This window comes from Cloacibacterium rupense (assembly GCF_014645495.1).
GTDB lineage: Bacteria > Bacteroidota > Bacteroidia > Flavobacteriales > Weeksellaceae > Cloacibacterium > Cloacibacterium rupense.
In genome coordinates this window covers 615,276-642,034 of the sequence record NZ_BMLV01000001.1, presented here as the reverse complement: position 1 = coordinate 642,034, position 26,759 = coordinate 615,276, and the positions used below count along the sequence as shown (strand labels likewise).

Annotated in this window: 22 protein-coding genes; 15 read left to right on the top strand and 7 right to left on the bottom strand. The window is 31.0% G+C overall.

Features of this window, described 5'->3' with window-relative positions:
* Positions 1–62: 62 nt before the first annotated feature.
* The 6 genes from IEW40_RS02790 to IEW40_RS02765 all read left to right on the top strand — a co-directional run bounded on the left by IEW40_RS02790 (position 63) and on the right by IEW40_RS02765 (position 5,834).
* The gene (locus tag IEW40_RS02790; RefSeq protein ID WP_188616558.1) at positions 63–536 is read left to right on the top strand and encodes a PH domain-containing protein; all 474 of its coding nucleotides are present in this window, start codon (positions 63–65) and stop codon (positions 534–536) included.
* Positions 537–603: 67 nt separating this feature from the next.
* Entirely contained in the window at positions 604–1,476 is an 873-nt protein-coding gene (locus tag IEW40_RS02785) for a hypothetical protein (protein WP_188616557.1), read from the top strand.
* A 3-nt stretch (positions 1,477–1,479) separates the two neighbouring features.
* Positions 1,480–2,292, top strand: coding sequence for a 3-deoxy-8-phosphooctulonate synthase (gene kdsA / locus IEW40_RS02780; protein WP_188616556.1), 813 nt, complete (start codon positions 1,480–1,482; stop codon positions 2,290–2,292).
* A gap of 324 nt (positions 2,293–2,616) precedes the next feature.
* Complete coding sequence (locus tag IEW40_RS02775) at positions 2,617–4,824, top strand: TonB-dependent receptor plug domain-containing protein (RefSeq protein WP_229663369.1); 2,208 nt, start codon at positions 2,617–2,619, stop codon at positions 4,822–4,824.
* Positions 4,825–4,859: 35 nt separating this feature from the next.
* Positions 4,860–5,276, top strand: a complete 417-nt coding sequence (locus IEW40_RS02770) for a hypothetical protein (protein ID WP_188616554.1) — start codon at positions 4,860–4,862, stop codon at positions 5,274–5,276.
* Positions 5,277–5,333: 57 nt separating this feature from the next.
* The gene (locus tag IEW40_RS02765; RefSeq protein WP_188616553.1) at positions 5,334–5,834 is read left to right on the top strand and encodes a hypothetical protein; all 501 of its coding nucleotides are present in this window, start codon (positions 5,334–5,336) and stop codon (positions 5,832–5,834) included.
* A gap of 36 nt (positions 5,835–5,870) precedes the next feature.
* On the opposite strand, the gene IEW40_RS02760 is transcribed toward IEW40_RS02765, so the two are convergent.
* From IEW40_RS02760 to IEW40_RS02750, 3 genes are read right to left on the bottom strand one after another with little or no spacing between them, the layout of a single operon-like run.
* Positions 5,871–7,220, bottom strand: coding sequence for an MATE family efflux transporter (locus IEW40_RS02760; protein WP_188616552.1), 1,350 nt, complete (start codon positions 7,218–7,220; stop codon positions 5,871–5,873).
* A gap of 4 nt (positions 7,221–7,224) precedes the next feature.
* Positions 7,225–8,052, bottom strand: a complete 828-nt coding sequence (tatC, locus tag IEW40_RS02755) for a twin-arginine translocase subunit TatC (RefSeq protein WP_188616551.1) — start codon at positions 8,050–8,052, stop codon at positions 7,225–7,227.
* 60 nt (positions 8,053–8,112) lie between these two features.
* On the bottom strand, positions 8,113–9,072 hold the full coding sequence (locus IEW40_RS02750; protein WP_188616791.1) for a KpsF/GutQ family sugar-phosphate isomerase: 960 nt from the start codon (positions 9,070–9,072) through the stop codon (positions 8,113–8,115).
* Positions 9,073–9,308: 236 nt separating this feature from the next.
* Between IEW40_RS02750 and recQ the strand changes: the two genes are divergently transcribed.
* From recQ to IEW40_RS02715, 7 genes are all read left to right on the top strand, one after another.
* A complete protein-coding gene (recQ, locus tag IEW40_RS02745) occupies positions 9,309–11,510 on the top strand; it encodes a DNA helicase RecQ (protein ID WP_188616550.1) in 2,202 nt (733 codons plus the stop codon).
* 93 nt (positions 11,511–11,603) lie between these two features.
* Positions 11,604–12,677 (top strand): glycosyltransferase, encoded by a 1,074-nt coding sequence (locus tag IEW40_RS02740; RefSeq protein WP_188616549.1) that lies wholly within the window; start codon positions 11,604–11,606, stop codon positions 12,675–12,677.
* Positions 12,678–12,800: 123 nt separating this feature from the next.
* Positions 12,801–14,204, top strand: a complete 1,404-nt coding sequence (gene lpdA, locus IEW40_RS02735) for a dihydrolipoyl dehydrogenase (RefSeq protein WP_188616548.1) — start codon at positions 12,801–12,803, stop codon at positions 14,202–14,204.
* Between the two features lie 82 nt (positions 14,205–14,286).
* The gene (locus tag IEW40_RS02730; RefSeq protein WP_188616547.1) at positions 14,287–14,850 is read left to right on the top strand and encodes a hypothetical protein; all 564 of its coding nucleotides are present in this window, start codon (positions 14,287–14,289) and stop codon (positions 14,848–14,850) included.
* Positions 14,851–14,852: 2 nt separating this feature from the next.
* Positions 14,853–15,332 (top strand): hypothetical protein, encoded by a 480-nt coding sequence (locus IEW40_RS02725; RefSeq protein ID WP_188616546.1) that lies wholly within the window; start codon positions 14,853–14,855, stop codon positions 15,330–15,332.
* Between the two features lie 64 nt (positions 15,333–15,396).
* Positions 15,397–16,770 carry a pyridoxal phosphate-dependent decarboxylase family protein gene (locus tag IEW40_RS02720; RefSeq protein ID WP_188616545.1) on the top strand — a complete coding sequence of 458 codons (1,374 nt, stop codon included), beginning with the start codon at positions 15,397–15,399 and terminating at the stop codon, positions 16,768–16,770.
* A gap of 90 nt (positions 16,771–16,860) precedes the next feature.
* Complete coding sequence (locus IEW40_RS02715) at positions 16,861–17,697, top strand: CvfB family protein (RefSeq protein WP_188616544.1); 837 nt, start codon at positions 16,861–16,863, stop codon at positions 17,695–17,697.
* 32 nt (positions 17,698–17,729) lie between these two features.
* On the opposite strand, the gene IEW40_RS02710 is transcribed toward IEW40_RS02715, so the two are convergent.
* The 4 genes from IEW40_RS02710 to IEW40_RS02695 form a co-directional block, all read right to left on the bottom strand.
* On the bottom strand, positions 17,730–21,644 hold the full coding sequence (locus IEW40_RS02710) for a T9SS type B sorting domain-containing protein (protein WP_188616543.1): 3,915 nt from the start codon (positions 21,642–21,644) through the stop codon (positions 17,730–17,732).
* Between the two features lie 34 nt (positions 21,645–21,678).
* Positions 21,679–22,023, bottom strand: coding sequence for a hypothetical protein (locus IEW40_RS02705; RefSeq protein ID WP_188616542.1), 345 nt, complete (start codon positions 22,021–22,023; stop codon positions 21,679–21,681).
* Positions 22,024–22,308: 285 nt separating this feature from the next.
* The gene (locus IEW40_RS02700; RefSeq protein ID WP_188616541.1) at positions 22,309–22,512 is read right to left on the bottom strand and encodes a hypothetical protein; all 204 of its coding nucleotides are present in this window, start codon (positions 22,510–22,512) and stop codon (positions 22,309–22,311) included.
* A 159-nt stretch (positions 22,513–22,671) separates the two neighbouring features.
* Positions 22,672–23,253, bottom strand: a complete 582-nt coding sequence (locus IEW40_RS02695; RefSeq protein ID WP_188616540.1) for a hypothetical protein — start codon at positions 23,251–23,253, stop codon at positions 22,672–22,674.
* 357 nt (positions 23,254–23,610) lie between these two features.
* On the opposite strand from IEW40_RS02695, the gene IEW40_RS02690 reads away from it, so the two are divergent.
* Both IEW40_RS02690 and IEW40_RS02685 read left to right on the top strand, forming a co-directional pair.
* A complete protein-coding gene (locus tag IEW40_RS02690) occupies positions 23,611–24,213 on the top strand; it encodes a hypothetical protein (RefSeq protein ID WP_188616539.1) in 603 nt (200 codons plus the stop codon).
* A 66-nt stretch (positions 24,214–24,279) separates the two neighbouring features.
* Complete coding sequence (locus IEW40_RS02685) at positions 24,280–26,739, top strand: mechanosensitive ion channel family protein (protein WP_188616538.1); 2,460 nt, start codon at positions 24,280–24,282, stop codon at positions 26,737–26,739.
* Positions 26,740–26,759: the final 20 nt, after the last annotated feature.

Genomic DNA, 26,759 nt, shown 5'->3' with positions numbered 1-26,759 from the left:
AAAATCTGAAATATACTAATTCCGCTTGTAATTTTATAAGCGGAATTTTTTATTTTTATAGAATGAAAAATTTAACTTCTAAAATGGATAAAAGAACAGGTCTGATGACCACATTTTTTGTGGTTTTTGCTGTGGCAGTCCCATTTATAATGTTTAAAACTGGCGCGCCCAGAGTTGCGCTGTTTCTTGTAAGTCTTATTATGTCTTTGGCTTTTATTACTAGTTACATGATGATACCAAAGCTTTTTATCGAACAAAATACAATCATTGTTAAAAATAATTTTGTAAATATTAAAATTCCTTTTCAGGATATTAAAAAGATAGAAGTCAATCCTAACATTGGGCTCAATATCAGAACTTTAGGTGTGGGCGGTGTTTTTGGGCATTTTGGTTATTATAATGGTAATGATGTGTGGTATGTAACCAATGTTTTTCACAAAGTAAAAATAGAAACCAAGACTGGTAAAATCTATATGGTGTCACCAGAAAACCCAGAAGAGTTTGTAACTAAAATAGAATCAGGTGTTTCTGAATAGAAAAAATTGTTAAATCTTAGAAAAGTAGTAAGTTTTTTTGTAATTTTATTACCTTATAAACTATACTATGAAAAAACTAATTTTCCTTTTTGTTTTGGTGGTTTTTACCAAATTAAATGCACAATTGAATGTTACCAGTGATTTGAAATTTGACACTCCTATTTATCTAGCAGAGAATAAGTGGATTGTACTACCTCCTAAAGAATCCGACAAAAATTTTCTTTCAGGTTTTGTTTATTTTGATAATGCTGCTGGTTATACTTTAGAAATAGGAGACAATTTTGAAGTGAAAAACAATGTTTTTTCTGTAATTCCTAATCCGAATAAGCAAAAGAGTTCTATCAAGATGAGGATAAAAAATATGATGCTAAAAGTAGCTGTATTATCAGATGATAGGATAAAACAGATGAGTCTTAATAAAATTCCTGATTGGCTTCAGAATTATCAGACCAATGATTCTGAAAATGAAAAAATCTTTAAAAGAGCCAGTTTTTTAAATGGTAGTGGTTTTTCATTATTAGCTCTAGAGAAATTAAATAAATTATATAATGCAGATTATAGACCCTCTAAATTGTATTTCGAAGTGATTTTTGGGTTTAATGCTCTGAGGAAATATTATGATGCCTATAAATTTGCATTAGAAGCAGCTAAAAACAATTTTACAGACGATTTAATTTTAAAAGAATCTGTATATGCATTGGTAAATATGAAGAAAAATGCAGAAGTTGAAGAGTTTTTCAATAAAAATTTAAAAAAATACACCAACGAAAATTTTAAAAGTGAATCTTTACTAAATTACATCTTATCTTTGTACAATAGTAAAGATATAGAAAATACCAAAAAATGGTTGAATGTTTATCATACTGAAATTAAAAATGTTCCACCAGCACACAAAAAATATATAGACCAAATACAAAACGAAATCAACAATAAAAAATAAATAATGATTCAATCACTTTCAAAAATTCATCACAAAAATTCTCAGAATTTCTTTTTAATTGCTGGTCCTTGTGCCATAGAAGGAGAAGAAATGGCTCTACAGATTGCCGAAAAAATAGTGCAACTTTCAGATAAATACCAAATTCCATATATTTTTAAAGGAAGTTTCAAAAAAGCAAACAGAAGTAGAGTAGATAGTTTTACAGGGATTGGTGACGAAAAAGCACTGGAAATTATAAAAAAAGTAGGTGAAACTTTTAATATTCCTACTACTACAGATATTCACGAAAATGAGCACGCAGAATTGGCTGCTTCTTATGGTATAGATGTCTTGCAAATTCCAGCATTTTTGGTGCGCCAGACAGATTTATTGGTTGCAGCAGCAAAGACAGGCAAAGCAGTAACCCTGAAAAAAGGGCAATTTCTTTCTCCCGAATCTATGAAATTTGCGGTGCAAAAAATCTTAGACAGTGGCAATGAAAATATGGCAATTATAGAAAGAGGAAATTCTTTCGGTTATACAGATTTGGTAGTAGATTTCAGAGGAATTCCTACCATGAGAAATTATGCTCCGGTAATTCTAGATGTAACCCATTCTCTGCAACAGCCCAACCAAAATTCTGGTGTTACTGGCGGAAGACCAGAGTTGATAGAGACCATTGCCAAAGCTGGTATAGCAGTAGGTGCAGATGGTATTTTTATAGAAACGCATCCAGATCCGTCATGTGCAAAATCAGATGGTGCCAATATGCTAAAATTAGATTTATTAGATGATTTGCTAGGAAAATTAACCAGAGTAAGAGAAGCAATATTATAAAACAAGAACCAAGCAATTTGCTTGGTTTTTTTATTTGAAATAAAACTTTTAAAATTTCGTTAAATTTCTTAAATTTATACATTAAAATTTAACCTTTTGAAAAAGTTCGCTTTATTTTTAATTGTCCTATTTCCTATTTTAGTTTTTTCTCAAATCAATCTTAAGATTTTAGACGAAAACGGTAATGCCGTTTCTGATGTTAATGTATCTTATAATTCAAAATCTTATAAAACCAATGCCGAAGGTTTTGTGAAAATTCCTTTAGCTGAAACAGAACAAACTTTAACCGCAGAAAAAGAAACTTTTACCAGTTTTCAAAAAAAAATTAATCCAAAACAGAAATATCAGTACTTAAATGTAAAATTTGTTTCTTCTGTAAAGACAAAAGATATTCAGGAAGTAATTTTCCGAGGAAAAGGAAAACCTAAAATTACTGATCTTACTTCTTTAGAAATATCTCCAAAACAAGCTCAGGTTTTGGCTTCGCTTTCTGGCGGAGTAGAAGGTTTGGTGAAGTCTCTACCTTCGGTTAATTCTAATACAGAACTTTCTTCGCAATACATGGTGAGAGGAGGTAATTATGATGAAAACTTAATTTATATTAATGATATTGAGCTTTATAGGCCTTTTTTAATAAGAAATTCTTTGCAAGAAGGAATGAGCGTGGTAAATCCAGATATGGTTTCTACAATTAGTTTCTCAGCAGGTGGTTTCGAAGCGAAATATGGTGATAAAATGAGTTCTGCGCTTAATATTTATTATAGACAGCCCACCAAATTTGAACTTTCAGGTGAAGCCAGTTTAATAGGAGGAAGACTTTCTACTGGTTTTGCTTCTAAAAATAAAAAATTGAGCGCTTTGTTTTCTGGAAGGTACAGAAATACCAATTTAGTACTCAATACATTAAATGAAGATACAGATTTCAATCCTCAATATTTTGATTTTCAGTCGTATATTAATTATCAATTTAATGATAAATGGGCGATTTCATTCTTAGGATATTGGGCAAAAAATGATTACGAAATGGTTCCCAAGTTTAAGGAAGTAGATTTTGGGACTATTCGGCAACCTATAAAATTATATGTTGGCTATGAAGGTAGAGAAGATGACCAGTATAAAAATATGATGGGTACAGCTTCTATTATCTTTAAACCAAACAAAAAACTGACTTTTACGCTTGATAATTTTGCTTATCAAAATAGAGAAAGAGAGTATTATAGCATTGCCTCTGGTTATTTATTGCAAGCTTTTGACCCGACAACTGGTGATCCTGTGGCAACTTATGATGCTGGCGGACAGATAGATCACGCTAGAAATGATTTATTAGCAAGAGTTTATGGAACTCAGTTAAGAGCTAAATATTCTCCAGATGCCAATACGGATTTTGAATTGGGAGTAAAATATGAAAAAGAGAAACTTAAAGACTTAACTAATGAATGGCAATTGGTAGATTCTTTGGGATACAGTGTACCTAGAAATAATACAATACCAGGGATTTTAGATGCTTCTCAGTTAAAATTGAGATATCTAATTACAGGGAATAATGACATTAATCCGACCAGAATTTCTGGTTACGCTCAGTTTTCTAAGAAATTTTATTGGGGCGAAAGTAGAGTTTTTGTAAATGCTGGGATGAGAGCACAGCACTGGGATTTTAATAACGAAACTTTAATTTCTCCAAGAGTGCAATTTGCCATTAAACCAGATTGGGAAGCAGATATGCTTTTCAGGTTTTCAGGAGGAATATATTATCAAGCTCCATTTTACAAAGAAATTAAAGATTTAGACGGAAGTTTTAATAGTGATATCAAAGCTCAAAAATCAATACAATTTATTGCAGCTAATGATTATGAATTCAAAATGGTAGATAGACCTTTTAAATTAACGACCGAATTGTATTACAAAAAAATGAATAATCTAATCCCGTATTATCTTGATAATGTGAGAATAAGATATGCAGGTGATAACAATTCTGAAGGTTACGCTTACGGAGTAGATGCTAGGCTTTTCGGGGAGTTTGTACCAGGTGTAGATTCTTGGATTTCTGCAAGTTATGCCAGAACCAAAGAAAATATTGATGGTATGGGCTATATTGCAAGACCTACAGACCAACGATTTAGAATTTCGATGTTTTATCAAGATTTTATGCCGAAATTTCCAACCATGAAGGTCAATTTAATGTTGGTTTTTGCCAATGGTTTGCCATCAGGAAGTCCTATTGTGATTGATTCTAACACGGGTTTACCAAACATTGCAAGTAGATATGTTTACCAAAAGAATTTACCAAGCTACAAAAGAGTAGACATAGGATTGACCAAAGTTTTTATAGACCAAAAAGACAATAAAGCATCTGGAAATTTCTGGGGAAAATTTAAGGAATTAGCACTAGGAGTACAGATTTTCAATGCTTTTAATATTAATAATACAATTGCTAATCAGTGGGTTACGGATGTTAATTCTAGCAACATATATCCTGTGCCAGTAAGATTGACCGGTAGATTTTTTAATGTAAAATTAGAATTCAAATTTTAAAAAATATTATATGAACACAAAAAACACAAGAAACCATGAAAAATTTATTTATTGCAGTAATGATGATTGCATCAGTTTTGAGCTATTCTCAAGACTATATAGGCAAAAAAGAGTTTGATACTAATATTCAAGGCTGTTGGAAAGGAACGGAAAAAGACCAACAGTACGAAGGAATTACCAAGTATTGGGTAAGTTGTAGGCTGGAAGATGGTAGAAGTTTATTACTTTTCGTAACAATGGATAAGTTTGGAAATGTCAATCAGCATACAGAAAATGGAAATTGGTGGACTAACGACGGTAAGTTTTTTGAATACCACAAAAAAGCAGATGCTCTCGATATTTACGTTTATAAAATATTATCTAAAGAAAAAATAGAGTTTAGGTCTTATGAGATAAATGGAAAGAAAGATGACACTTATTTATTCACAGACGAAAAAATTGAAGATTTATAAATAATTTCATATTATTAAAGAAAAATATTGTTATTTTTGGAATTGAAAATTTAGAAAATGAAAAAAATTATTAGTGGTTTGAGTTTTTTGGCAATTCTATTTCTAAGCTGTAATTTGTCAAAAGCTCAATTGTATGACTTTGCTATTGGAGGTCAAGTAGATACTGGTGTAGGAGAATCATTAGTTGGGGTAAGTGCTAAATGGCAGCCTACAAGATTTATAGGAATAGAATTCGGTGGAAATTATGGTGGCGGATATACGGTAGTACAACTAATTCCTCAGTTTGTATACACCGTAAGTGAGCAAACTGATGGTTTGGCATTTTATCTTGGTGCTGGTCCTTCGTACATTACAGGTGGTCATCCAGAAAAACTAAAAACTTTCAACATTGTAGGTACTGCAGGTGCTGAATTTGAGTTGGTAGATTTTCCTATAAGTTTTTTTGCGGATTGGAGACCAAGATTATATCAAAAAGAGCCAGGTTTTTATAATACCATGCAGATTAAAAAAGGATTTGAGCCAGGTAGATTTAGTTTTGGTTTAAGATATACTTTTTAATTAATAAAAAAAGTCCTGAAATTTTTCAGGGCTTTTTTATGTATTTTGTTTTATTTTTCTTTCTGATAAATTTTTGAATCTTAGAACCAAAAGAACGGCAGAAATAGTAAGGCCTATTCCTAGTGCAATCCACATCCCAAACGCTCCCATTTTTAGAACTACAGTGAGATAGTATCCTAGCGGAATGGTTATAACCCAATAAGCAATAAAGGTGAGAATTGAAGGAATTTTAACATCTTGAATTCCTCTGAGGCAACCCAAAGCTGTAACTTGTATTCCGTCTGAAAGTTGAAATAATGCTGCAATAATCATGAGTTTAGAAGCTAATTTCACTACATCTAAATCTTCTTTTTTAGTGAAAAATGTTGGTAAAATATCTCTTCCTAAGATGAAGAAAATGCCACACATCAACATAAAAATGAATGCTATTTTTAGATTATTGAAACCTACTTTTTCTAGACTTACAAAGTCTTTTTCGCCTAGTTTTCGTCCAATCATCACGGTAGATGCTACGCTGAATCCTACACAAAGATTAAAGGTAAAGCTAGCCATAGAAAGCGCAATTTGATGGGCTGCAATATCTCTAGCAGATATTAATCCACAGATAAACGCTGCACCAGCAAAAGCTGTCACTTCAAAGAATAACTGAAGTGCAGTTGGGAAACCTAGTCTGATTAATTTTTCAAAAATATCTTTGCTGAAAAGGCTTAATTTTAGACTAAATTCTTTTACATACCTTCTTGTTTTGCTTTCTTTTACTAAGACATAATACAAGAAAACCAACATGCAAATTCTTGCAATAAAAGTTGCCCAAGCAGAACCTGCTACTCCCCAAGAAAATATTTTAATGAAAATATAATTAAGAATAATATTAATTACATTCGCAATAATTGTGGCTTTGGTAACTCCTATGGTGTAAGAAAGTCCTTCAGAAACTTCTCTCATGGTTTGAAACATCATAAAAGGTATGATACTCAGCGTTACAATACTTAGAAAAGTAATGGTGTCTGGTAAAATTTCTTTGGGTTGACCAAGATGAGGCAAAAATGGAATTAATCCGAAAATAAGTCCAACTAAAATAAGTCCAACGCTAAGATTGACTACAAAACCATGTCTGAAAACGGAATTGATTTTATCATGTTGGTGTTGTGAGTGAGCTTCTGAAACCAAAGGTGGAATTGCTAATGAAAATCCTAATCCAAAGATAAATACAGAAAAGAAAATAGCATTGCCCAGCGAAACAGAAGCCAAAGCTTTTGCGCCAAGAAGTTTGCCTACAATAATATTGTCGAACAAGTTTACAGAAACTTGTCCTACCTGCGTAAGCATCACCGGAAGTGCCAATTTCAAGGTTTCCTGTGTAAATTTTTTATCTAGAAATTTCATTTACTTATTTGTTTTTAGCCAAAGCTTTTTGTTCTTCTTTTTGTGTTTTTTTGTATACGTAGATGCTCATCATCACACTAAATTCATACAAAATAAGTAACGGAAAAGCTGCAGCCAACATACTGAAAACATCTGCAGGAGTAACAATAGCTGCAACTACCATAATCACTACAATGGCATGTCTTCTGTAGGTTTTTAAAAATTGTGGAGTCAAAATTCCTATTACTGTTAAAAAATATACCAAAACCGGAAATAGAAAAACAACGCCCATGCCTAAAACCACTTGTAAAAAAAGTGTAGTATAATCTGATAAATCGAATAATTGCGTGATAGAGTTGGATATACTGAATAAAAGTCCAAAATTAATGGCTAATGGTAAAATAAGAAAATAACCTACCAAAACCCCAAGCATGAATAAAATCCAAACAAAATTGATTACAAAAGTTGAGTTTTTTCTCTCTTTTGGATGAAGAGCAGGACTTATAAATCTCCATAATTCCCAAATAATGTACGGAAATGCCAAAACCATACCTCCAAAAATAGAGACAGACATCATCACGTCAAACTGTTGAAGGAGTTTTTTTTGTTGTACCTTGAATGTATCAGGAATGGTAAAACTCTGATGTCCAAAAAACTCTTGTGAATAATGATTGATTACTCTAAATGTGACAAAATCATTTTTTGTAGGTGCGAAAAACACATGGTCCATTATCCAATTGATATTAAAACCAACAATTAAAGCACCAATGATAATGGCAATAATAGAACGTACCAAATGCGCTCTTAGTTCGCCAATGTGTCCTAAAAAGGACATTTCTTTTTCTTCTGACATATTTATTTTAGTTCCGAGTTTTCGAGTTTAGTATTTTTGAAACAATTAATATCATTTTTATCAATTTATTCCTTCATCAAGCAATTTATGCAAATCGATAATTCCAAAATAATTTCCACCTTCAGTAACTATTAATTGACCTATATTATTTTGTTTCAAAATAGTCATTGCTGCTTTTGCTAGAGTGTCTTTTTCTATAGTTTTAGGGTTTTTAGACATAATGTCATTGGCGATAATTCCACCGATATTATCGGTTTTTAAGAGCATTCTTCTTAAATCTCCATCGGTAATTACCCCTACTATTTTATCATTTTCAGTAACTACAGTAATCCCGTGTTTAGAACCAGATATAGATACAATAACATCTTTTATACTAGAATTGATATCAACAACTGGTCTCTGTTCTGAAACAAATTGCTCTACTTTTGCTGTGAGATTTTTACCCAAATTTCCACCAGGATGGAATTTTGCAAAATCTTGGTCTTTAAAATTTCTAAGTTCCATTAAGCAAACTGCCAAAGCATCTCCTATAGCCATTTGTACAGTGGTAGAACTTGTTGGTGCTAACTTATTTGGGCAAGCTTCTACTCTTACTGAAGAATCTAGAATAATATCCGAAGCCTCTGCTAATTTAGATTTTAAATTGCCCGTCATCCCAATCAAAGCATTAGAATAATCTTTTAGAAAAGGCAATAGATAAGTGATTTCTGGTGAATTTCCAGAATTAGAAATACACAAAACCACATCATTTTTTTGGATAACTCCTAAATCACCATGTATAGCCTCTGCAGCATGTAAAAACTGAGACGGTGTGCCAGTGGAATTTAAAGTTGCTACAATTTTATTTCCCACATGAGCAGATTTTCCTATGCCTACTACAATTAATTTTCCTGTAGCTTTATATATTTCATTCACTACATTTTCGAAACGTTCGTCTATTCGCTCTTTCAGAGAAACTAATTCTGAAATTTCTACTGAAATCGCATTTTTTGCAAGTTCTATTATATTGGTCACTTTTATATTTTTTTTAAAATTTTATCAATTTTTTTTAAATTTGTTAAAGATAATATTTATTAAGATAGGTTTTAAAATATTAAAGTTTTCTTAAAAAAATCTATATAATTGCAGTAAAGTACCATTATTTCTTACTTTTGAATCATAAAAAAATATATTTTAAATATTTTAAATATTTTCAGATATCATTAAAAAATCTTATCTTTGGTAAGATGCAAATTTAGTAAAACTTACACTAAAAGATGAAGCCTAAACACGAAGATTTAACTATAGCCCTAAAAAAATACTTTGGATTTTCAAATTTTAAGGGCAGACAAGAGCAGATTATTTCTACATTATTAGAAGGGAATGATGTTTTTGTATTGATGCCAACAGGTGGTGGCAAGTCTCTATGTTATCAATTGCCTGCTTTAATTTCTGAAGGAACCGCCATTGTCGTTTCCCCATTAATTGCTTTGATGAAAAATCAAGTAGATGCCATCAATGGTATTTCTGCTGAAGAAGGAGTAGGTCACGTGCTGAACTCTTCTCTAAATAAAACACAGACCAAACAAGTTTTTGATGATATAAAAAGTGGAAAAACCAAGTTGCTTTATGTAGCGCCAGAAAGTTTGGTAAAAGAAGAATATCTTAATTTTTTGAAAGAAATTAAAATTTCTTTCGTGGCGATAGATGAGGCACACTGTATTTCTGAATGGGGGCATGATTTCCGTCCAGAATATAGAAACCTAAAGCTTATTATTGATAAAATTGCAAAAGTGCCAGTTATTGCATTGACTGCAACTGCAACTCCAAAAGTACAAGATGATATTCAAAAAACTTTGGGAATGAACAATGCAATGGTTTTTAAAGACAGCTTTAATAGACCTAATCTTTACTACGAAATTCGCCCAAAAGTAAATGTTGATAAAGAAATTGTAAAATTTATCAATCAGCACAAAGGAAAATCTGGAATTATCTATTGCCTTAGCCGCAGAAAGGTAGAAGAATTTTCTCAACTGCTACAGGTGAACGGGATTAATGCATTGCCTTACCACGCTGGTTTAGACCAAAAAACTAGAGTAGCCAATCAAGACAAATTCTTGATGGAAGAAGCAGATGTTATCGTGGCTACAATTGCCTTCGGAATGGGAATTGATAAGCCTGACGTAAGATTTGTAATCCATTATGACATCCCAAAATCTCTTGAAAGTTATTATCAAGAAACTGGTAGAGCGGGCAGAGACGGAGGAGAAGGCATATGTCTAGCTTTTTATGACCCAAAAGATATAGAAAAATTAGAAAAATTCTTAGCTCAAAAACCAGTTTCTGAACGTGAAATTGGTCTTCAACTTCTAAATGAAGTGGTAGGCTATGCAGAAACTTCTATGAGCAGAAGACAGTATTTATTATATTATTTCGGAGAAGAATTTGACCCAATTAATGGAGATGGTGCTAAAATGGATGATAATTCTGTAAATCCACCAAAACTGAAAGATGCTTCCAAAGACCTGAAAAAAGTCTTAGAAATTGTAAAGGATTTAGAAGAAAAATTCAGGACCAAAGATTTAATTTCTGTGATTTCTGGTAAAGAATCTGCTACTACCAAAGCGTATAAATTAGAAAATTCTAAGCATTTCGGAGTGGGTAAATCAGAAAGTGATAATTATTGGAAATCAATCATAAGACAAGCTACTGTTCAGAATTTCTTAACAAAAGATATAGAAACATATGGTGTACTGAAACTTTCAGAAAAAGCCAAAAATTTCTTAGCAGGAAAAGATAAATCTGAATTTATGATTGCCGAAGATAGAGAATTTGATTTAGCAGCTATCGCAGATGCAGAACAAGTGCAGGTACAAGCGGGTGGTGGACTAGACCAAAATCTATTCGGACAATTAAAGGAATTAAGGAAAAAAGTGGCCAAAAAACACGGAATTCCTCCTTACACCGTTTTTATGGACCCTAGTTTAGAAGACATGACGGTGCAATATCCGATTACTGTAGAAGAAATAGCTAAAGTCTATGGAGTAGGTGAAGGTAAAGCCAAAAAATACGGTAAAGAATTTGCCGATTTTATTGCCAAATATGTAGAAGAAAACGATATTGAGAGAACTCAAGATATGGTGCTAAAAACCGTAGCCAACAAGTCATCTCATAAAGTTTTTATCATACAAAATACCGATAAAAAAATAGATTTAGAAGATATCGCCAAAGCAAAAAATTTAACGATGGATGAATTGCTTTCTGAAATGGAATCTATTGTATATCAAGGTACTAAGTTGAATATTGATTATTATATAGACGAGAATTTTGACGAAGATATCGTAGAAGAATTTATGGATTTTATGAATGAATCTGAAAGCGATTCTATGAAAGTCATTTTAGCAGAATTTGGTGATGATTTGTCTGATGATGAAGTAAGAATGCTCAGAATTAAGTTTATTTCAGACGTTGCGAATTAGTTTTTAAAAATCTGAATAGAAACGGGCTTTAGCCCGTTTTTTATTAAATAAAATTTAATTTGAATTAGCCAAAATTTATAAAAATTTGTAGAATTGAAAAAAAAATCAATCCTTTTCATTCTTCCAGACCTTAATGCAGGCGGTGCAGAGCGTATTGTAACTACCATTGCCAATCATTTGCCAAGAGAAAAATTCTCTCCCAGCATTTTACTGCTTAGGAAAGAAGGTTTGTATCTAGATTTTTTGCAAAAAGATGTTGAAATTGTCGATATCAAAACACCTAGGATTAGGCATTCTTTAAAACCTATTTTACTGCAAATTAGAAAGAGAAAACCAGACATTGTTTTTAGTGGTTTTGGAGAAGTAAATGCCTATTTATCGCTCTTTATTAAACTTTTCCCAAAGACTAAATTTATAGCCAGAGAAACCAATGTGGTCTCTAAGCATGTTACCAGAAGAGAAATAAGATTTTTTTATAAATTTTACAACAATTATCACAAAATCATTTGTCAGAGTGATGATATGAAAAATGATTTGGTTGAAAATTTTAAAATTAAAAAAGAGAAACTTATCAAAATCAACAATCCCGTAGATTTCAGTTTTATTGAAGAAAAATTAGAAAATTCTGTAAAACCAGAAAGCTACAAAAGTGATTACAAAAATGTAGTAGCCGTGGGTAATTTATCTTCAAGAAAAGGTTTTGATAATTTGTTAAAAGTTTTTGGTAATCTGAAAGATAAAAATATCATATTGCATATTTTAGGTGACGGAAGAGATAAAGAATTGCTTCATCAAATGAAGAAAGATTTAGGATTGGAAAACTTAATTTTCCATGGAGTACAAAAAAATCCTTATCCATTTCTGAAGTTTGCAGATTTATTTGTTTTAAGTTCCAGATACGAAGGTTTCCCGAATGTTTTGTTAGAAGCAGGAGCTTGCGGAACTTATTCATTAGCCAACAATTGCAAAGGTGGAATTAATGAAATTATTCAACCAAAAATTAATGGAGAGATTTCAGATATTGAAAATCACGTAGAATTTGCAAAGAAAATTCTAGAAATTTTAGAACGAAAACACGATTCTGAAATGATTAAAAACTCTATAAACTCTAGATTTTCTAAAGAAATTATTTTAGAAAAATATTTTGAAGTTTTTGAAAAAATCTAAACAAAAATTTGTAAGAAAAATTCGATGAACACAATTCATAATTCCTTGTGAAAACACTTTGTGTCTTTGTTTTTAAAACCGTATTTTAGCCGAAAATAATTTATAACGAAAAATAAACATAAAATGTCACAATTCGATGTTACTGTAATCGGTTCTGGGCCTGGTGGTTATGTTGCTGCTATTAGATGCGCACAATTGGGCTTCAAAACTGCACTTATTGAGAAATATTCTACTTTAGGCGGAACTTGTCTTAATGTAGGTTGTATTCCTTCAAAAGCTTTATTAGACAGTTCAGAGCATTTTCATAATGCGGCTCATAATTTTGAAAGCCACGGAATTATCATCAACGAGCCAAAGGCAGATTTGGCAAGAATGGTTGCCCGTAAAAATGAAGTGGTAGAAATGACTACTAAAGGAATCAATTTCCTAATGGATAAGAATAAAGTAACGGTTTTTGAAGGTTTAGGAAGCTTCGAATCTGCTACTAAAATTATAATTTCTAAAAAAGATGGTTCTTCAGAAAGCATCGAATCTAAATATACCATTATTGCAACTGGTTCTAAACCAAGTAATTTGCCTTTCATTACTTTAGATAAAGAAAGAATTATTACTTCTACAGAAGCTTTAAATTTAAAAGAAATTCCGAAGCATTTAGTCGTAATTGGTGGTGGTGTAATTGGTCTTGAATTAGGTTCTGTTTATTTGAGATTAGGTTCACAAGTGACAGTAGTGGAATTTATGGACAAAATTATCCCAACTATGGATGGTGCTTTGTCTAAAGAACTACAAAAAGTTTTGAAAAAACAAGGCATGAAATTCATGCTTTCTACAGGTGTACAATCTGTGGAAAGAAATGGAGATTCTGTAAAAGTAACTGCTAAAGATAAAAAAGGTGAAGAAGTTTCAGTAGAAGGAGACTACGTTTTGGTTTCTGTAGGCAGAAAACCATATACAGAAGGACTTGGCCTTGAAAATGCTGGTGTAGATTTAGATGAAAGAGGAAGAGTAAAAGTAAACGACCATTTACAAACCAATGTTGCGAATATTTATGCGATTGGTGACGTGGTAAAAGGTGCAATGTTGGCTCACAAAGCGGAAGAAGAAGGCGTTTTCGTGGCAGAAACTTTGGCAGGACAAAAACCTCATATTAATTATAATCTTATTCCAGGTGTAGTTTATACTTGGCCAGAAGTTGCAGGAGTTGGCAAAACTGAAGAGCAATTAAAAGAAGAAGGAGCAGCTTACAAAGTAGGTTCTTTCCCGATGAGAGCTTTAGGAAGAAGCCGTGCTTCTGGCGATATTGATGGCTTAATAAAAGTTTTGGCAGACGAAAAAACCGACGAGATTTTAGGTGTTCATATGATAGGAGCGAGAGCAGCAGATATGATTGCAGAAGCGGTAATTGCGATGGAATTTAGAGCTAGTGCAGAAGATATTGCACGCAGTTCTCATGCACATCCTACATTTACAGAAGCGATAAAAGAAGCGTGTTTAGATGCAACAGGTAAACGTGCGATACATATGTAATTCATTAAAAAATTAAAATATTTTAAAATTAAAGAGAAGTTTCGGCTTCTCTTTTTTTGTAAATTTGATATAAAATATTATAATGCGAAAATTTCTAAAACATCTTTCTTTAATTATAATTGCTGGGTTAATTTGTTATTTACTTTTTGATTTTGGTGATTATTGTTCTAGTGTTGGACTTATTTTCATTATCCCTTTTTTAGTTATTTTGTTTATAATTAATGTTGTTTTGCTTTCAATTTATAATGAACATAAAAATGAAAAAAATAAATCAGATAGAAATAGAGTTACTAAATTGTATTTTTTATGTACAATAGGTGCTATTTTATTATTTTTTTTAATACGTTATCTTTATCATCATAGTTATGATGTAATTTGGATAGGAGAAAGTCAAGAAAATTACAGAGTAAGTCTTACTTTATTAGAAGACAATCATTTTGAATTAAAATATAGAGGCAATCATGGAAAATGTGTTAAAAAAGGTAAATATGAGAATAAAGGAAATTACATATTCTTAAAAAGAAAAGATTTAATTGAAAATTATGATGTAAAATTAGATAGTATTTACTTTTTCAATAAAGATAAAAGTGAATTAATTCCGCAAAATAAAAATTCAAGAACTTTACCTTTTGATGCAAGTAAATAATCATGAAAAAATATCTTTTATTCCTACTTTTACTAAGTTTCACTTTCGGTTTTTCTCAAAATATAGATTTGATTAAAAAAGAAGTTGAAAAAATTAACAACACCAAAAATTTCAAAATTAAAACCATTCCAAATGATTATTTTGTTGATATAAAAAAAGAAGCAAGAGATAACGGACAAGAATTAAAAGGATATTACAGGAATTATCAATTAAGGAAAATTACCCATTTTGAGGGACTTTCTGCTTGGAATATTGTAACTGAATATTATTATAAAGACAATCAATTAATTTTTGTTTTAAATTCTAAATATCAGTCAGTTAGCGAAAATGGTTTTTTAGAAAAACCAAAATTACTTTATAAAAATAGGTATTACTTCCATAACAATAAACTGATAAAGAAGTTAGAAGAGGAAAAATCTGAATCTTTTGATTTTATCAAACTTTCAAATGAATTTAAAAAAGATTTAAAAAACCAAAAATAGAGAGAAGTACTTTTGCTTCTCTTTTTTTATTCTTATCTTTATAGACAAGACAAAAAGTAATAAAATGCACAATATAGACATTGATTTTATTGAAATGACTTTGGATATTATGAAGTATTCCATCAATAGAGTTACGGATAATAGTCCAGAATTAGGAAGTCCCAAAAAAGCTTCAGAACTCAAAGAATTGGTAGGGGAGACCATTACCCCAGAAGGAATTTCAGGGGAAAAAGCTTTCAAAATTTGGACAGATATTTTGTCTAAAGCCAATGTTCCTATCAATCATCCCAGAAACTTATCTTTTGTCCCTTCTGCGCCTTCCAGAGCATCTATTTTGTTTGACTTGGTGACTTCTTCTTCCAATATTCACGGTTCGTATTGGATGCTTGGTGCTGGTGGTATTTTTGCAGAGAACCAAGCTATGGAATGGATTGTATCTCTTACAGGTCTTCCAGAAGGTGCTTTTGGTGTTTTTACACCAGGTGGTTCTGGCGCTAATCTTTCGGCGATTGTGACGGCTAGAGAATTTTGGAGAAGTAAAAATCCTGAAAATAAAAACAAAAAAGGCTTAATTATAACTTCTGGCGGTGCGCATTCTTCGGTAATTATGATGGCAAAAATTACAGATACAGACGTTTATCTCATTAATAAAGAAGAAAAACTGAATGCAAAAGATGTAAGAGATGAAATTCTGAAAATGTCTTTGGAAGACAGAAATAGACTTTTTGCTGTTATTGCAACGGCAGGAACTACTAACGCAGGTATTATAGATGATTTAGACGGAATTGCCAATCTTTGTCAAGAAATGGGACTTTGGTTTCATGTAGATGCAGCATATGGTGGTGGCGCTTTGGCCTCACCAAAAGTAAGACACCTTTTTAACGGTATAGAAAAAGCAGATAGCATTACGATAGATCCTCACAAATGGTTGTTCACCACTTACGATTGTGGAGCAGTTTTGTACAAAAATCCAGATTTTGCAAAGGAAGCTCTTTCTCAACACGGTTCTTATTTGGATATTTTTCAAGATGAAGGAGCTAAAGGCTTTAATCCATCAGATTATCAAGTACAACTAACCAGAAAATTACGAGGTTTATCGCTTTGGTTTTCCTTAGCCATGCACGGAACAGAAACTTATAGAAAAGCTGTAGAAATTGGCTTAGATTTAGCACAAAAAGCTAAAGAATTAATAGATGAAAACCCGAATTTAGAAATGGTAAGAGAACCGGGTTTAAGCTGTGTACTCTTTAGAAGAAAAGGCTGGAAACCAGAAGATTATTACAATTGGACTTACAGAAATCATAAAGAAAATATTGCTCTTGTGACACCAACCAAATGGCAAAAAGATAATGAATTAGAAACAGTTGCAAGATTTTGTTTCATAAATCCAGATACTACTGAAGAAGATTTGAAGATTATTTTAAAAACTATGAATTGATTTCAGATTGAAGCTTTCAAAAATAATAACTTACCTTTGCAATACTTTGTTAAAGTTTGAAATCTTTGACAAAGTTTTAAAAATAATACAATGAAATTAGGAAAAACTCAAACGTTAAAAATAGCAGAAATTAATAATTCTGGAGCTTTTTTGGAATCAGAAAATGGTGAACGCGCTTTTTTACCCAAAATATTTTTAGATGAAAACGCAGAAATAGACAATGATGTGGAAGTTTTCGTTTATCAAGATGATGATAGGTTGAAAGCCACTACAGAGATCCCCAATGCAGAAGTAGGAGAGTTTGCCGTGATGAATTGTGTGCAATCTTTGCCAAGTGGTGCTTTTATGGATTGGGGAATTATAAAAGATTTATTTGTTCCTTATAAACAACAAAAAGGTAAAATTATCGAAGGAAAACGTTATTTGGTTTATGTTTACATAGACGAAGCGTCTGGAAGAATTACAGGAACTACCAAGTTCAAAAGAAACCAAAATTACGAAAATGTACCTTTCAAAGCGGGTGAAAAAGTAGATTTAATTATCGCTGGACAATCAGAATTAGGTTGGAATGTGGTTATCAATAAAAAATATCTAGGATTGGTCTATACATCAGATGTTTTCAAAAAACTCTATCCTTTGTCCGAAGAAATTGGCTACATCAAAACCATTAGAGAAGATGGTAAAATTGATGTTACGCTTCAGAAACAAGGTTTTGTACAAAATATAGATGAGTTCAAACAAAAAATTCTAGATAAACTGGAAGAAAACTACGGGTTGCTTTATCTTACTGATGATTCTTCACCAGAGGAAATTAAAGAGGAGCTACAAATGAGCAAAAAGAATTTCAAAAAAGCAATTGGTGGTTTGTATAAAGAAAATATTATCGAGATTTTAGAAGACAAAATTAAACTCATCAACGAAGAATAAAAAAAGAGCAGTAATTACTGCTCTTTTTTAGTTTAATTTCTATTTTTTATCAATAATGAACCTTGAAACATTCTTCCATCTGAAACTTTGATGATGTACCAATAAGTTCCCGAAGGAAGTACTCTACCATTGAAATGACCATTCCATTCAAAAGTTCCATTCGTAATTGTGCGCAGAACAATGGTGCTTTGTCTATCTAGTACAGTAACTTCAGAATTAGGGTAGTTCTCCATTCCATCAATTTTCCAAGTGTCATTGATTCCGTCACCATTTGGTGTAAAACTATTAGAAATATTGAAAATTGTGAAATTCATTTGCCCGATGATACAACCGAGTTTAGTTCTTACAAAAACGGTATGGTTTCCGTTTCCTAAGTTTTTGAATTCATTAGAATTTTGCCAATTGATGTTATTCAAAGAATATTCAAAATCACCAGTAGAACTTAGAAGCACTTTGGCATTGTTATTAAAAATTTCAACCTTTAAAATATTAGCTAATATGGATTGTTTTACTAGGGTAGAGCTGGTGTTTTCACAGTTACTGGCATTGGTAACTTTTACGGTGTAAGTTCCTTCTTTATTTACAGATATTTTCTGAGTTTTTTCGCCATTATTCCAAGAGTACGAACTGTATCCACCGCCTGCGTCTAATTCTACAAAAAGACCTCTGCAATATTCTGCTTCGGCAGGCAAATTAACCAAAGGTTTTGGATTGAGCTGAAGAATGAGTTTTACGGTTTTCCAACATCCGTCTGTAGTTGAGATTTTTACATTGAAAATATTTTGCCCAATAGTGAGATTTCTATTTTTAAAATCTGAAATTTTTTGATTGTTTTGATCAAAATATTCGAAAATATAAGTGCTAGAATTGCTAATTAAATTTTCTTGATATTGCGTTAAATCTTCTAATTTTGAGTTAGAAGTGGTATCATTACAAAATGCCAAATTGTATTCATTGGCAGGAAGTGAATTGGCTGTAAGAGTAACTTTAATTTCTAGTTTTTGACTTTCGCAATTGTTGAGAGTTTGAGTTGCGAAATATGAAGTATTGTCTTGAAGTAATGTATTGTTATTTAATAAATTACCATTATTATCGTAAAATTGAATTGAAGTGCCTGAAATCACCAAATCTTTCACTTTTGCGTTTCTGGAAGTACAAAAATCTTGATTAGGATTTGCAGTTGGAAGTGGGGTAGAATTTACTTTCACTTGAATAGAAATCTTATCACTTTCGCAACCATTAATGGTCTGAGTTGCATAATAAGTATTTCCATCAGTCAATGGAGTTGTAATATTTAAAACATTTCCAGAGTTATCATACCATTTTATGTTTTGACCAGAAATTTGAATATCTGAAATTTTTGGAACATCAATCTCACAAAATGTTTGCGGTGATGATGCAACTGGTAAAGCTTGAGAACTAATAATCACTTTTTGAGTTTGGGTGAAAGTGTTTCCGTTACCATCATCATATTTCCAAGTAATGTTGTAAGTTCCGGACGCAAAATTAGATGTTTGATCATTTGTAGTTGCAGTTATAACATTTCCGCAACCGTCAGTTGCAGTAGGAGCTATTAATTTTGTATTACAATCACCTTTTATTTCTGGTAAATCTGTAATATCGGGTTTGGGTGGAGAGGGACTACCAATTACTACATTTAATGTGAAAATTCCACCACAAGTATTAGGGCCAGTTGCTCTTACAAAATATTCTCCAGAATCTGAAATTTGAGCATTTTTAATTATCGGATTTTGTTCAAATGAATGAAAGTTATTAGGTCCAAACCATTCATAAGTATCACCACCTTCAGCTTTTAATTCTAAATTTTTTCCGTTACAAATTGGGGTGTAACTTACTTTTACATTAGATTCACAATCTGCAAATTTTGCGATGTATAAATCATTACCATAACCTGTTTGCTGAAATGTTCCAGGAGTTGCAATTCCTTTTGTGTTTTGATGATTTAAACCAGTGATGTAAATGAAATTATTTATATCTTTAGTAATAAATCCAAGTTGAACTCCATAATTTTCTCCTCTGTAATAGGTAATCCAATCAATTTGGTTGTCTGGTTTAATTTTTATGTAAAAATCAGAATAGGGTTTAAAAATATTAATATATGCATTTGATGTTGCAATATCATAAGGATGCCATATTGTATTTCCTGAAAAAAAAGTATTTCCATTCTCATCTACATAGCTACAGTCATGTATTTCAATGTCCCAAAATTTTTTTTCAATAATATTATTAGATGGTATGTCAACTTTAACAATTCCAGCTTTATAAGGATCAATACCTTTTCTCATGAATTTGCCCGTAATGTATAAAGTATTGTTTATGATTCTACCATTAATTAGGTAGTCATTACCATCAAAACCAATATAGCTACTTTTAATAACACTTTTACCATCATCAGAAAAAACCACATATAAACCATCTCTTTCATACTGAATAGAAGAAGCTAAAGTAGGTTGAAATGAATCTTTAATAAATATTTTATTAGAACTTGTAGTTCCTAATAAATGTATTTTATTATTTGAAATATTAATAATTTTTAAAAAACCTGTTGATGCGTCTTCTCCTCCATAATATGAACTCCAAATCATATTTCCATCAAGATCAAATTTACTGAGGAATCCATCAGTTTCATTAGATTTATTATATTCTTGAAATGTTCCTAAAGTGCCTAGAGAGTTTTTACTTCTGGTCATACCTGAAATATAAATGTAATTTTCAGCATATGAAATGTCGTAAGGATAATCAACACCTGGTCCGCCAAAAAGTTTTTCATAAACTAAATATCCATTTGAATTTAATTTCAATAAAAATATATTTCTATTAAATTGTGTTGAGATTTTACCAGATATAGTACCAATAAAGTATACATTGGAATCATTATCAAAATCTGCTCCATTACCTTCATCTTGTAAAGCAAATCCATAATAAGTACCCCATTCTCTTTTTCCATCTTTATCTAATTTTGCAATAAAAGCATCACTATAACCACCTCTATAAAATGTTTGTGGAGTACCAGCTGTTGCGATGTTGAAATAGCTACTTGTAGTACCTACAACATAAACATTTCCATTTTTATCTGTTTCTATTAGTCCAAATTCATTTCCATTTCCACCATAATACGTTCCCCAAATTCTCGTAGGAACAGGATCTATAACTACTGTTTTATCAAAAGAATCTTGTGGAGCAGCAAACCCGAAAACGCCATTTTCAATTTCTCTGAATTGAACAGATAAATCTGTTTTTTTAGAAGGTTCTTCCATCCAAGAATGCGGAATATTTTCTTGCATCTCTCCGAATCTTAAATTCATAGAGAGTTTACCATCTTTGAGTTTGGTTTTTGCTCCTTTAAATTTGAGTTTGATATCTGAGATTCTTCCACCTGGATTTACAATGAAATTATATTCTACAGATTTTGTGGTGTCTTTTGGTTTAAAGAAAACCAAATCTACATTTGGGTAGATGTTTTTATATGTGATTTTTTGGTAACGGTGAACTTGGGTTACTCCTTCTGGTTTATTGGGAATGTTATAGTAGTTTTCGTAGTCGGTAGATTTTCCTTCGGCTATAATTTCGGGATTTTTATTGGCATTTAGAAAGTCTATGTCAACCCTATGAAATTTAAATTTATAATCAAATTCTTCTTTTGGCTTTCTATCTATACTGCTCAGAATATCATTAACCTTTGATTTTTTCTTTTTTTTTGTTTTTTCAACTTCGTAAACATCATAAGAAAATCCTTCTTTTTTAATCTGTACGTTCAACCCACCAGAATTGAATAAATATTTTACTTTTGGGTTTAGTTTTCCGTCTTGGTCTATGATTTGGCCTTTGTTTTCATAAAAATAATAGTCAGATTGAGCAGTGAAATTATTTTGAGAATAAATAAAAGTATTTACGAATAAAAATAATAATAAATAAAGTTTTTTCATGGTCAGATTTCGATGTTCAAAACTAAGAAAAACTTTAGTTTTTCACAACCAAAACCATATCATCATCTAAAAATTTATATCCATAATCATAAACAAAGTAATATTGTGCTCCATTTTTATACGTTTTGAGATGTGTAATGTATCGAAAATCAAAACCAGCTAGAGAAAGCTTATTCTTGGTTGTTTTGGCTTTATTATCTACAAAGTTTTGTTCAGAGAGAATTCTGAAGTTTTTGCGCAATTTATGATTTATATTGCGCATTAGATTGCTAGAATCTTTGTTTTGTTTATTGTTGTAAGCATTTCTACAAGCATCGTTGCAGAATTTTTTATCACTTCTACCTATAATTTTTTCTCCACATTCTAAGCAGGTTTCCATTGGTTTTTAGATTTTTATCAAATGTAAGGAAAAATAAATTTTTATAGCAAAACAATATAATAATTTATTGACTATATTTTATAGCCAAATTTTTTAAAAAACATTTTTTTTACAAATACCTTTGCCCGTAAAAAGACATCTTAATTTTTTTCTAATGAGTTTATTAGTAATTATTTAATTATGTTGTACTAAGTTTATTATCCAATTATAGTAATTCATAAAATTATAATTAATCCCATCAAAATTGATAATTCTTTCTCCAAAAAATTAGAAAAAATCAGAATTTTATATTCCGTTTCTTTCTATCACCATTCCCAATTGAAATAAGGTTTTTACTTGATGTTTTTTCTTAATTTCCTTAATTGCCTTTTCTATAGATGATTGAGAACCTATGCGAAGATGGCTTTGTTCTTTGAAATAATCTGATATTTGTTTCTGGTTATATCCTTCTTTTAAAAGACTGATAATGGTTTTTTCGTTGATATTCATAACATTCATTTTTTATTCTTGTTGTTAAAAATACAATTTTATTTTTTATGATAAGCATAATTTTTTAAAATGTTAATCCTTTTAGTGTCAAACTCCTATCAACTTAAGTTGGTATATAAAAAAATCCGCCCTAGAGCGGATTTCTCATATTTACATCTTTTATTGTTCTCTTTTGATGACATCTTTAGCTTTTGATGATGGTAGATAAACTTGGAAACCTAGACCAAAAGTAAGTCTGTGAGTATATCCTACGTTTCCGAAACCAGCATTGGCGTCATATTTTAACAATCCTTCTAATCCTACATGAGGAGTAAGGAAATAAGCATAACCAGGCCCGAATCCGAAATTTAAACCATTAGAAGAAGCTCCTCCTTTTGAGATTGAAGTTCCTCCAATACCTGCGTTAGCTTCTAAAAACCATCTTCCGTGTTTAAGGAAAGTGTCTACACCTTGTTCTCCTGGACTTAGGTAGTAGCGTCCTAAAGCACCTACATTATAAATAAAAGTGGTAGGAGCGTCTTTAGCTCCACTGAAACCTAAATTTACATATCCACCTACTGCTACATTGTCTTTGATAAACCATGCTGCTTTAGGTTGTATAGCAAAACTGTAACCAGCTCCACTATTAAGACCGAAGTCTGCTCCTAGTAAGTTTCCACCTACCATTACATTTCCTTTTTGGATTTGGGCGTTTGCCACTCCAAAAAGTGCAAATGCTCCCATGAATAATAATTTTTTCATCTTAATATATTTGTTTTGTTTAACAAATTTAATCTTTTTATGAATTCAATGTTGTTTTTTTTTGATTTTTTTTAATGTTTTCATTTTATGTTATTAAAAAATTAAATTTTTTAGTCTGTTTTTTTGGTTATTGATGTATTATAAAATGCTATGATGATTCAACGATTTCTAGTGTTTATAAGGTTCTATTTTTCAATTGATTTGTTTTTTCTTAATTAACCATAAACTTTTTTTTAACATTAGTATAATGCTAATGGTATTTTTTTAAATTTTAATAATAAATGAATATTTTTCATAATTATGTATTGTTTTTTTGTTTAATTTTAATGGTTGAAACAAAACTTAAAACAAAACGCTATGAAAAAAATGTTTTTATTACCAGTAATTGCTTTATTGGTAATTCAGGTTTCTTGCAATAAGCAGCCAGAAAAAGTAACAGAACTTAAAAAAGATTCTTCTGTGATTGAGAAAACTCCACCCGTTTCTACTTCTGAATTTAGCAAAGAACTGAAATTTAATAATTATTCTTTTACCATTGCAGCCAAAGACGGAGTACTTACCCTTACACCATCAGGTCTTACCAATGACAATATGCCTCTTACCAAAAATTTTACAGGTACTATTACTAATGTAGAAGTAGATGATATAAATGGAGATAATGCACCAGAAGTTTTTGTTTATTTTTCTGATGGTGATGATAAAAAAGGTTCTTTAGCCGCGTATTCATCTAATGCTGGTAAATCTATGAGCGAGGTTTCTTTCCCTGAAATGGATGCTAAATCTAAAGAGGGGTACAAAGGCTATGATGAATTTGCTATGGTGGAAAACTCTTTCGTTCAGCGTTTTCCTATTTTTGATGCTCAAGGAAAAAAAACAGGTAAAACACGCCAAATACAATACAAACTAAAAGATGGTGAGGCCATGCGTGCACTTGTATTAGACAAAGTAGTAGAATACTAGTTTTTTTATTTTTTTAATGTGCTTCGTTCAAGCCTAAAGATGATTTATAAATATAAAATGATAAAAATGAAAAGTAAAAAAATATTTTTCAAAATATTAATATTGAGTTTTGCTCTATCTCATAGTCTTTTTTTCTCTCAAGATACCATCGCTGTAACAGATACCTTAAAAGCTTTCCTTAATAAAGATTTTAAAAAAGAAGAAAAGAAAATTACCAAAAGCCAAGAGTTTTTTATTGATAATCAAAACAGTAAAAAGCAAAGAAAAATTTTAAGCGAAATCAATGAAGAAATTCAAAACGCTAATCTTATCTTAAAAAGAGGGATTGATTATAAGAATTTCACCTCTGAGCTCAAAGCAGTTTCTGATTTGCAAAAAATAGCTTTTAATGATGTTTCTGTTAATAAAGATAAAATTCAATCGGTAAGAAATCTTACTCTTACTTCTATTTGGCTAGATGAGATCTTGCTAAGAACAGAAGTTCAAATGAAGAAGATTAAAAAAAATAGTGACCAACTTTCTTCCAGCCAGACCAAATTAGATTCATTAATTATTAGTGATGTACTCTATGTGACGCCTAAGGATGAACAAGCTAAAAAATTATACTTACAAAGATTTGACCAGGTAACAAAGGATGTCGAAGGACTTAATGACCGTTTCAAAAAAGCATTAGACAGCATCAATGCTCTAGAAATAAATGCAGATAAATTTAAGTTTTTATTACAAGACAACATAATTACTACAGATAAACTGAGAAATAAGGTTCAGGAAGAACCTCTTAAATCTGATAAATCTTTGTTTGATAGTCATATCAATTCTAATAAATTTGGAGAAACTTTTATCCTTTCTACGGTAAAAGAATTTGCTTTGCTTATTTTTTATGTTAAAAATCATTTCGGACTAATTTTTCTAATGTTTTTTGTAGCATTTTCTATTGCTTCATACCTTAAAATTCTTAAAAGAAAATATATCTCAGCAGGCTTTTATGATAACTTTAAGTATCCAATACAGATTTTTAAAAAACCAATTTATACAGCAATTATCATTTCTGTTACTGTTTTACAATTCTTTTTTCCTAGTCCACCTTTTGCTTTTTTATCTATTCTTTGGGCCATACTTCTTTTTTGCCTAGCTAGATTTTCTAAAAATATAAACAGCAAAACTGAAAAAACTATTTGGAGAGTGTTCGGAGGAATTACATTAATGGGTTTATTTCTAAACAACATTCTACAGCCATCTATAGGAGAAGTAGTTTTACTAGCTTTAACTGCCTTAATTACTTTGGTAGCATCTCTTTATTATTCTTTTAAACATCCCGAGGAGTTTCCTTATCCATTAACCTTTATTTTAAAAGGAGTTGCAGTAATAGAGTTTTTAGGTTTTATCTTATTGGTTTTTTTAAGCAATTATAATCTTGGGAAAGTATTTATTACTACGGGTATTTTTATCATTTTCCTTTCTCATCTTTTAATTGTCACTTTATATAGGATTTTAGATATTTTGAAATTTTCAGACTTCTTGAAAGAACCTGAAGATGATGAAGAAAAAACAATTAATCTAGAGCAATATGAAAGTCATGAAATTTCAGGGTTAAGATTATTCTTATTATTCATTGCCTTATTTGTACTCATATTTAGAAATTCATATTGGTACCAAAGTTTCATTGGTCCATTTAGCCAAAGTCTGGGTGAAGAGCAAAAAATAGGAAGTTTTTCATTTTCTTATAGCAATATCATCTTGTTTTTTGTAGTGATTTTTGTATCCTCATTTATTTCTAAAATTGTTTCATTCTTATCTACAGGTAGTAGAGGTACAGATGCAAGTACCAAAAACCAAATTGGAAGTTGGATGCTCCTTATCAGAATTGCCATTATGTCTATAGGTGTACTTTTTGCTTTTGTTATTTCTGGCTTCCCTATTGATAAAATTACCATTATATTAAGTGCATTAGGCGTAGGTATTGGTCTCGGTTTACAAACCATTACCAATAATTTGGTCAGTGGTCTTATCATTGCTTTCGAAAAACCAATTAACGTAGGTGATATTATAGAAGTGGGAGGGCAATTAGGTAAAATGAAATCTATGGGCATCAGAAGTAGTGTAATCACTACTTTTGATGGGGCAGATGTTATCATTCCTAATGGTGAATTGCTTAATCAAAATTTAACCAATTGGACTCTTGGAAGTGCCAAAAGAAGATTCGAAATTAAACTAGGAGTTGCTTACGGTACAGACCTTAAAAAAGCAAAAGAAATTCTGCATGATATTCTAGTTTCTCATGAAGGAATTTTATCTGTGCCAGAACCTATGGTTTGGGTCATGAATTTTGGCGACAGTTCTATTGATTTTTCTATTAAATATTGGGTGCCTCATTTCGGGGTAGGTAATGATGTACACTCTGACTTGATTATAGAAATTGATCAAAAATTTAAAGAAAATAATATTGAAATCCCTTTCCCTCAGAGAGATGTTCATATCATTGATGAACAGAGTTTAAGCAATAGAGAAAATAAACAAAATAAATAAACTATTAATTTTTAAAACAA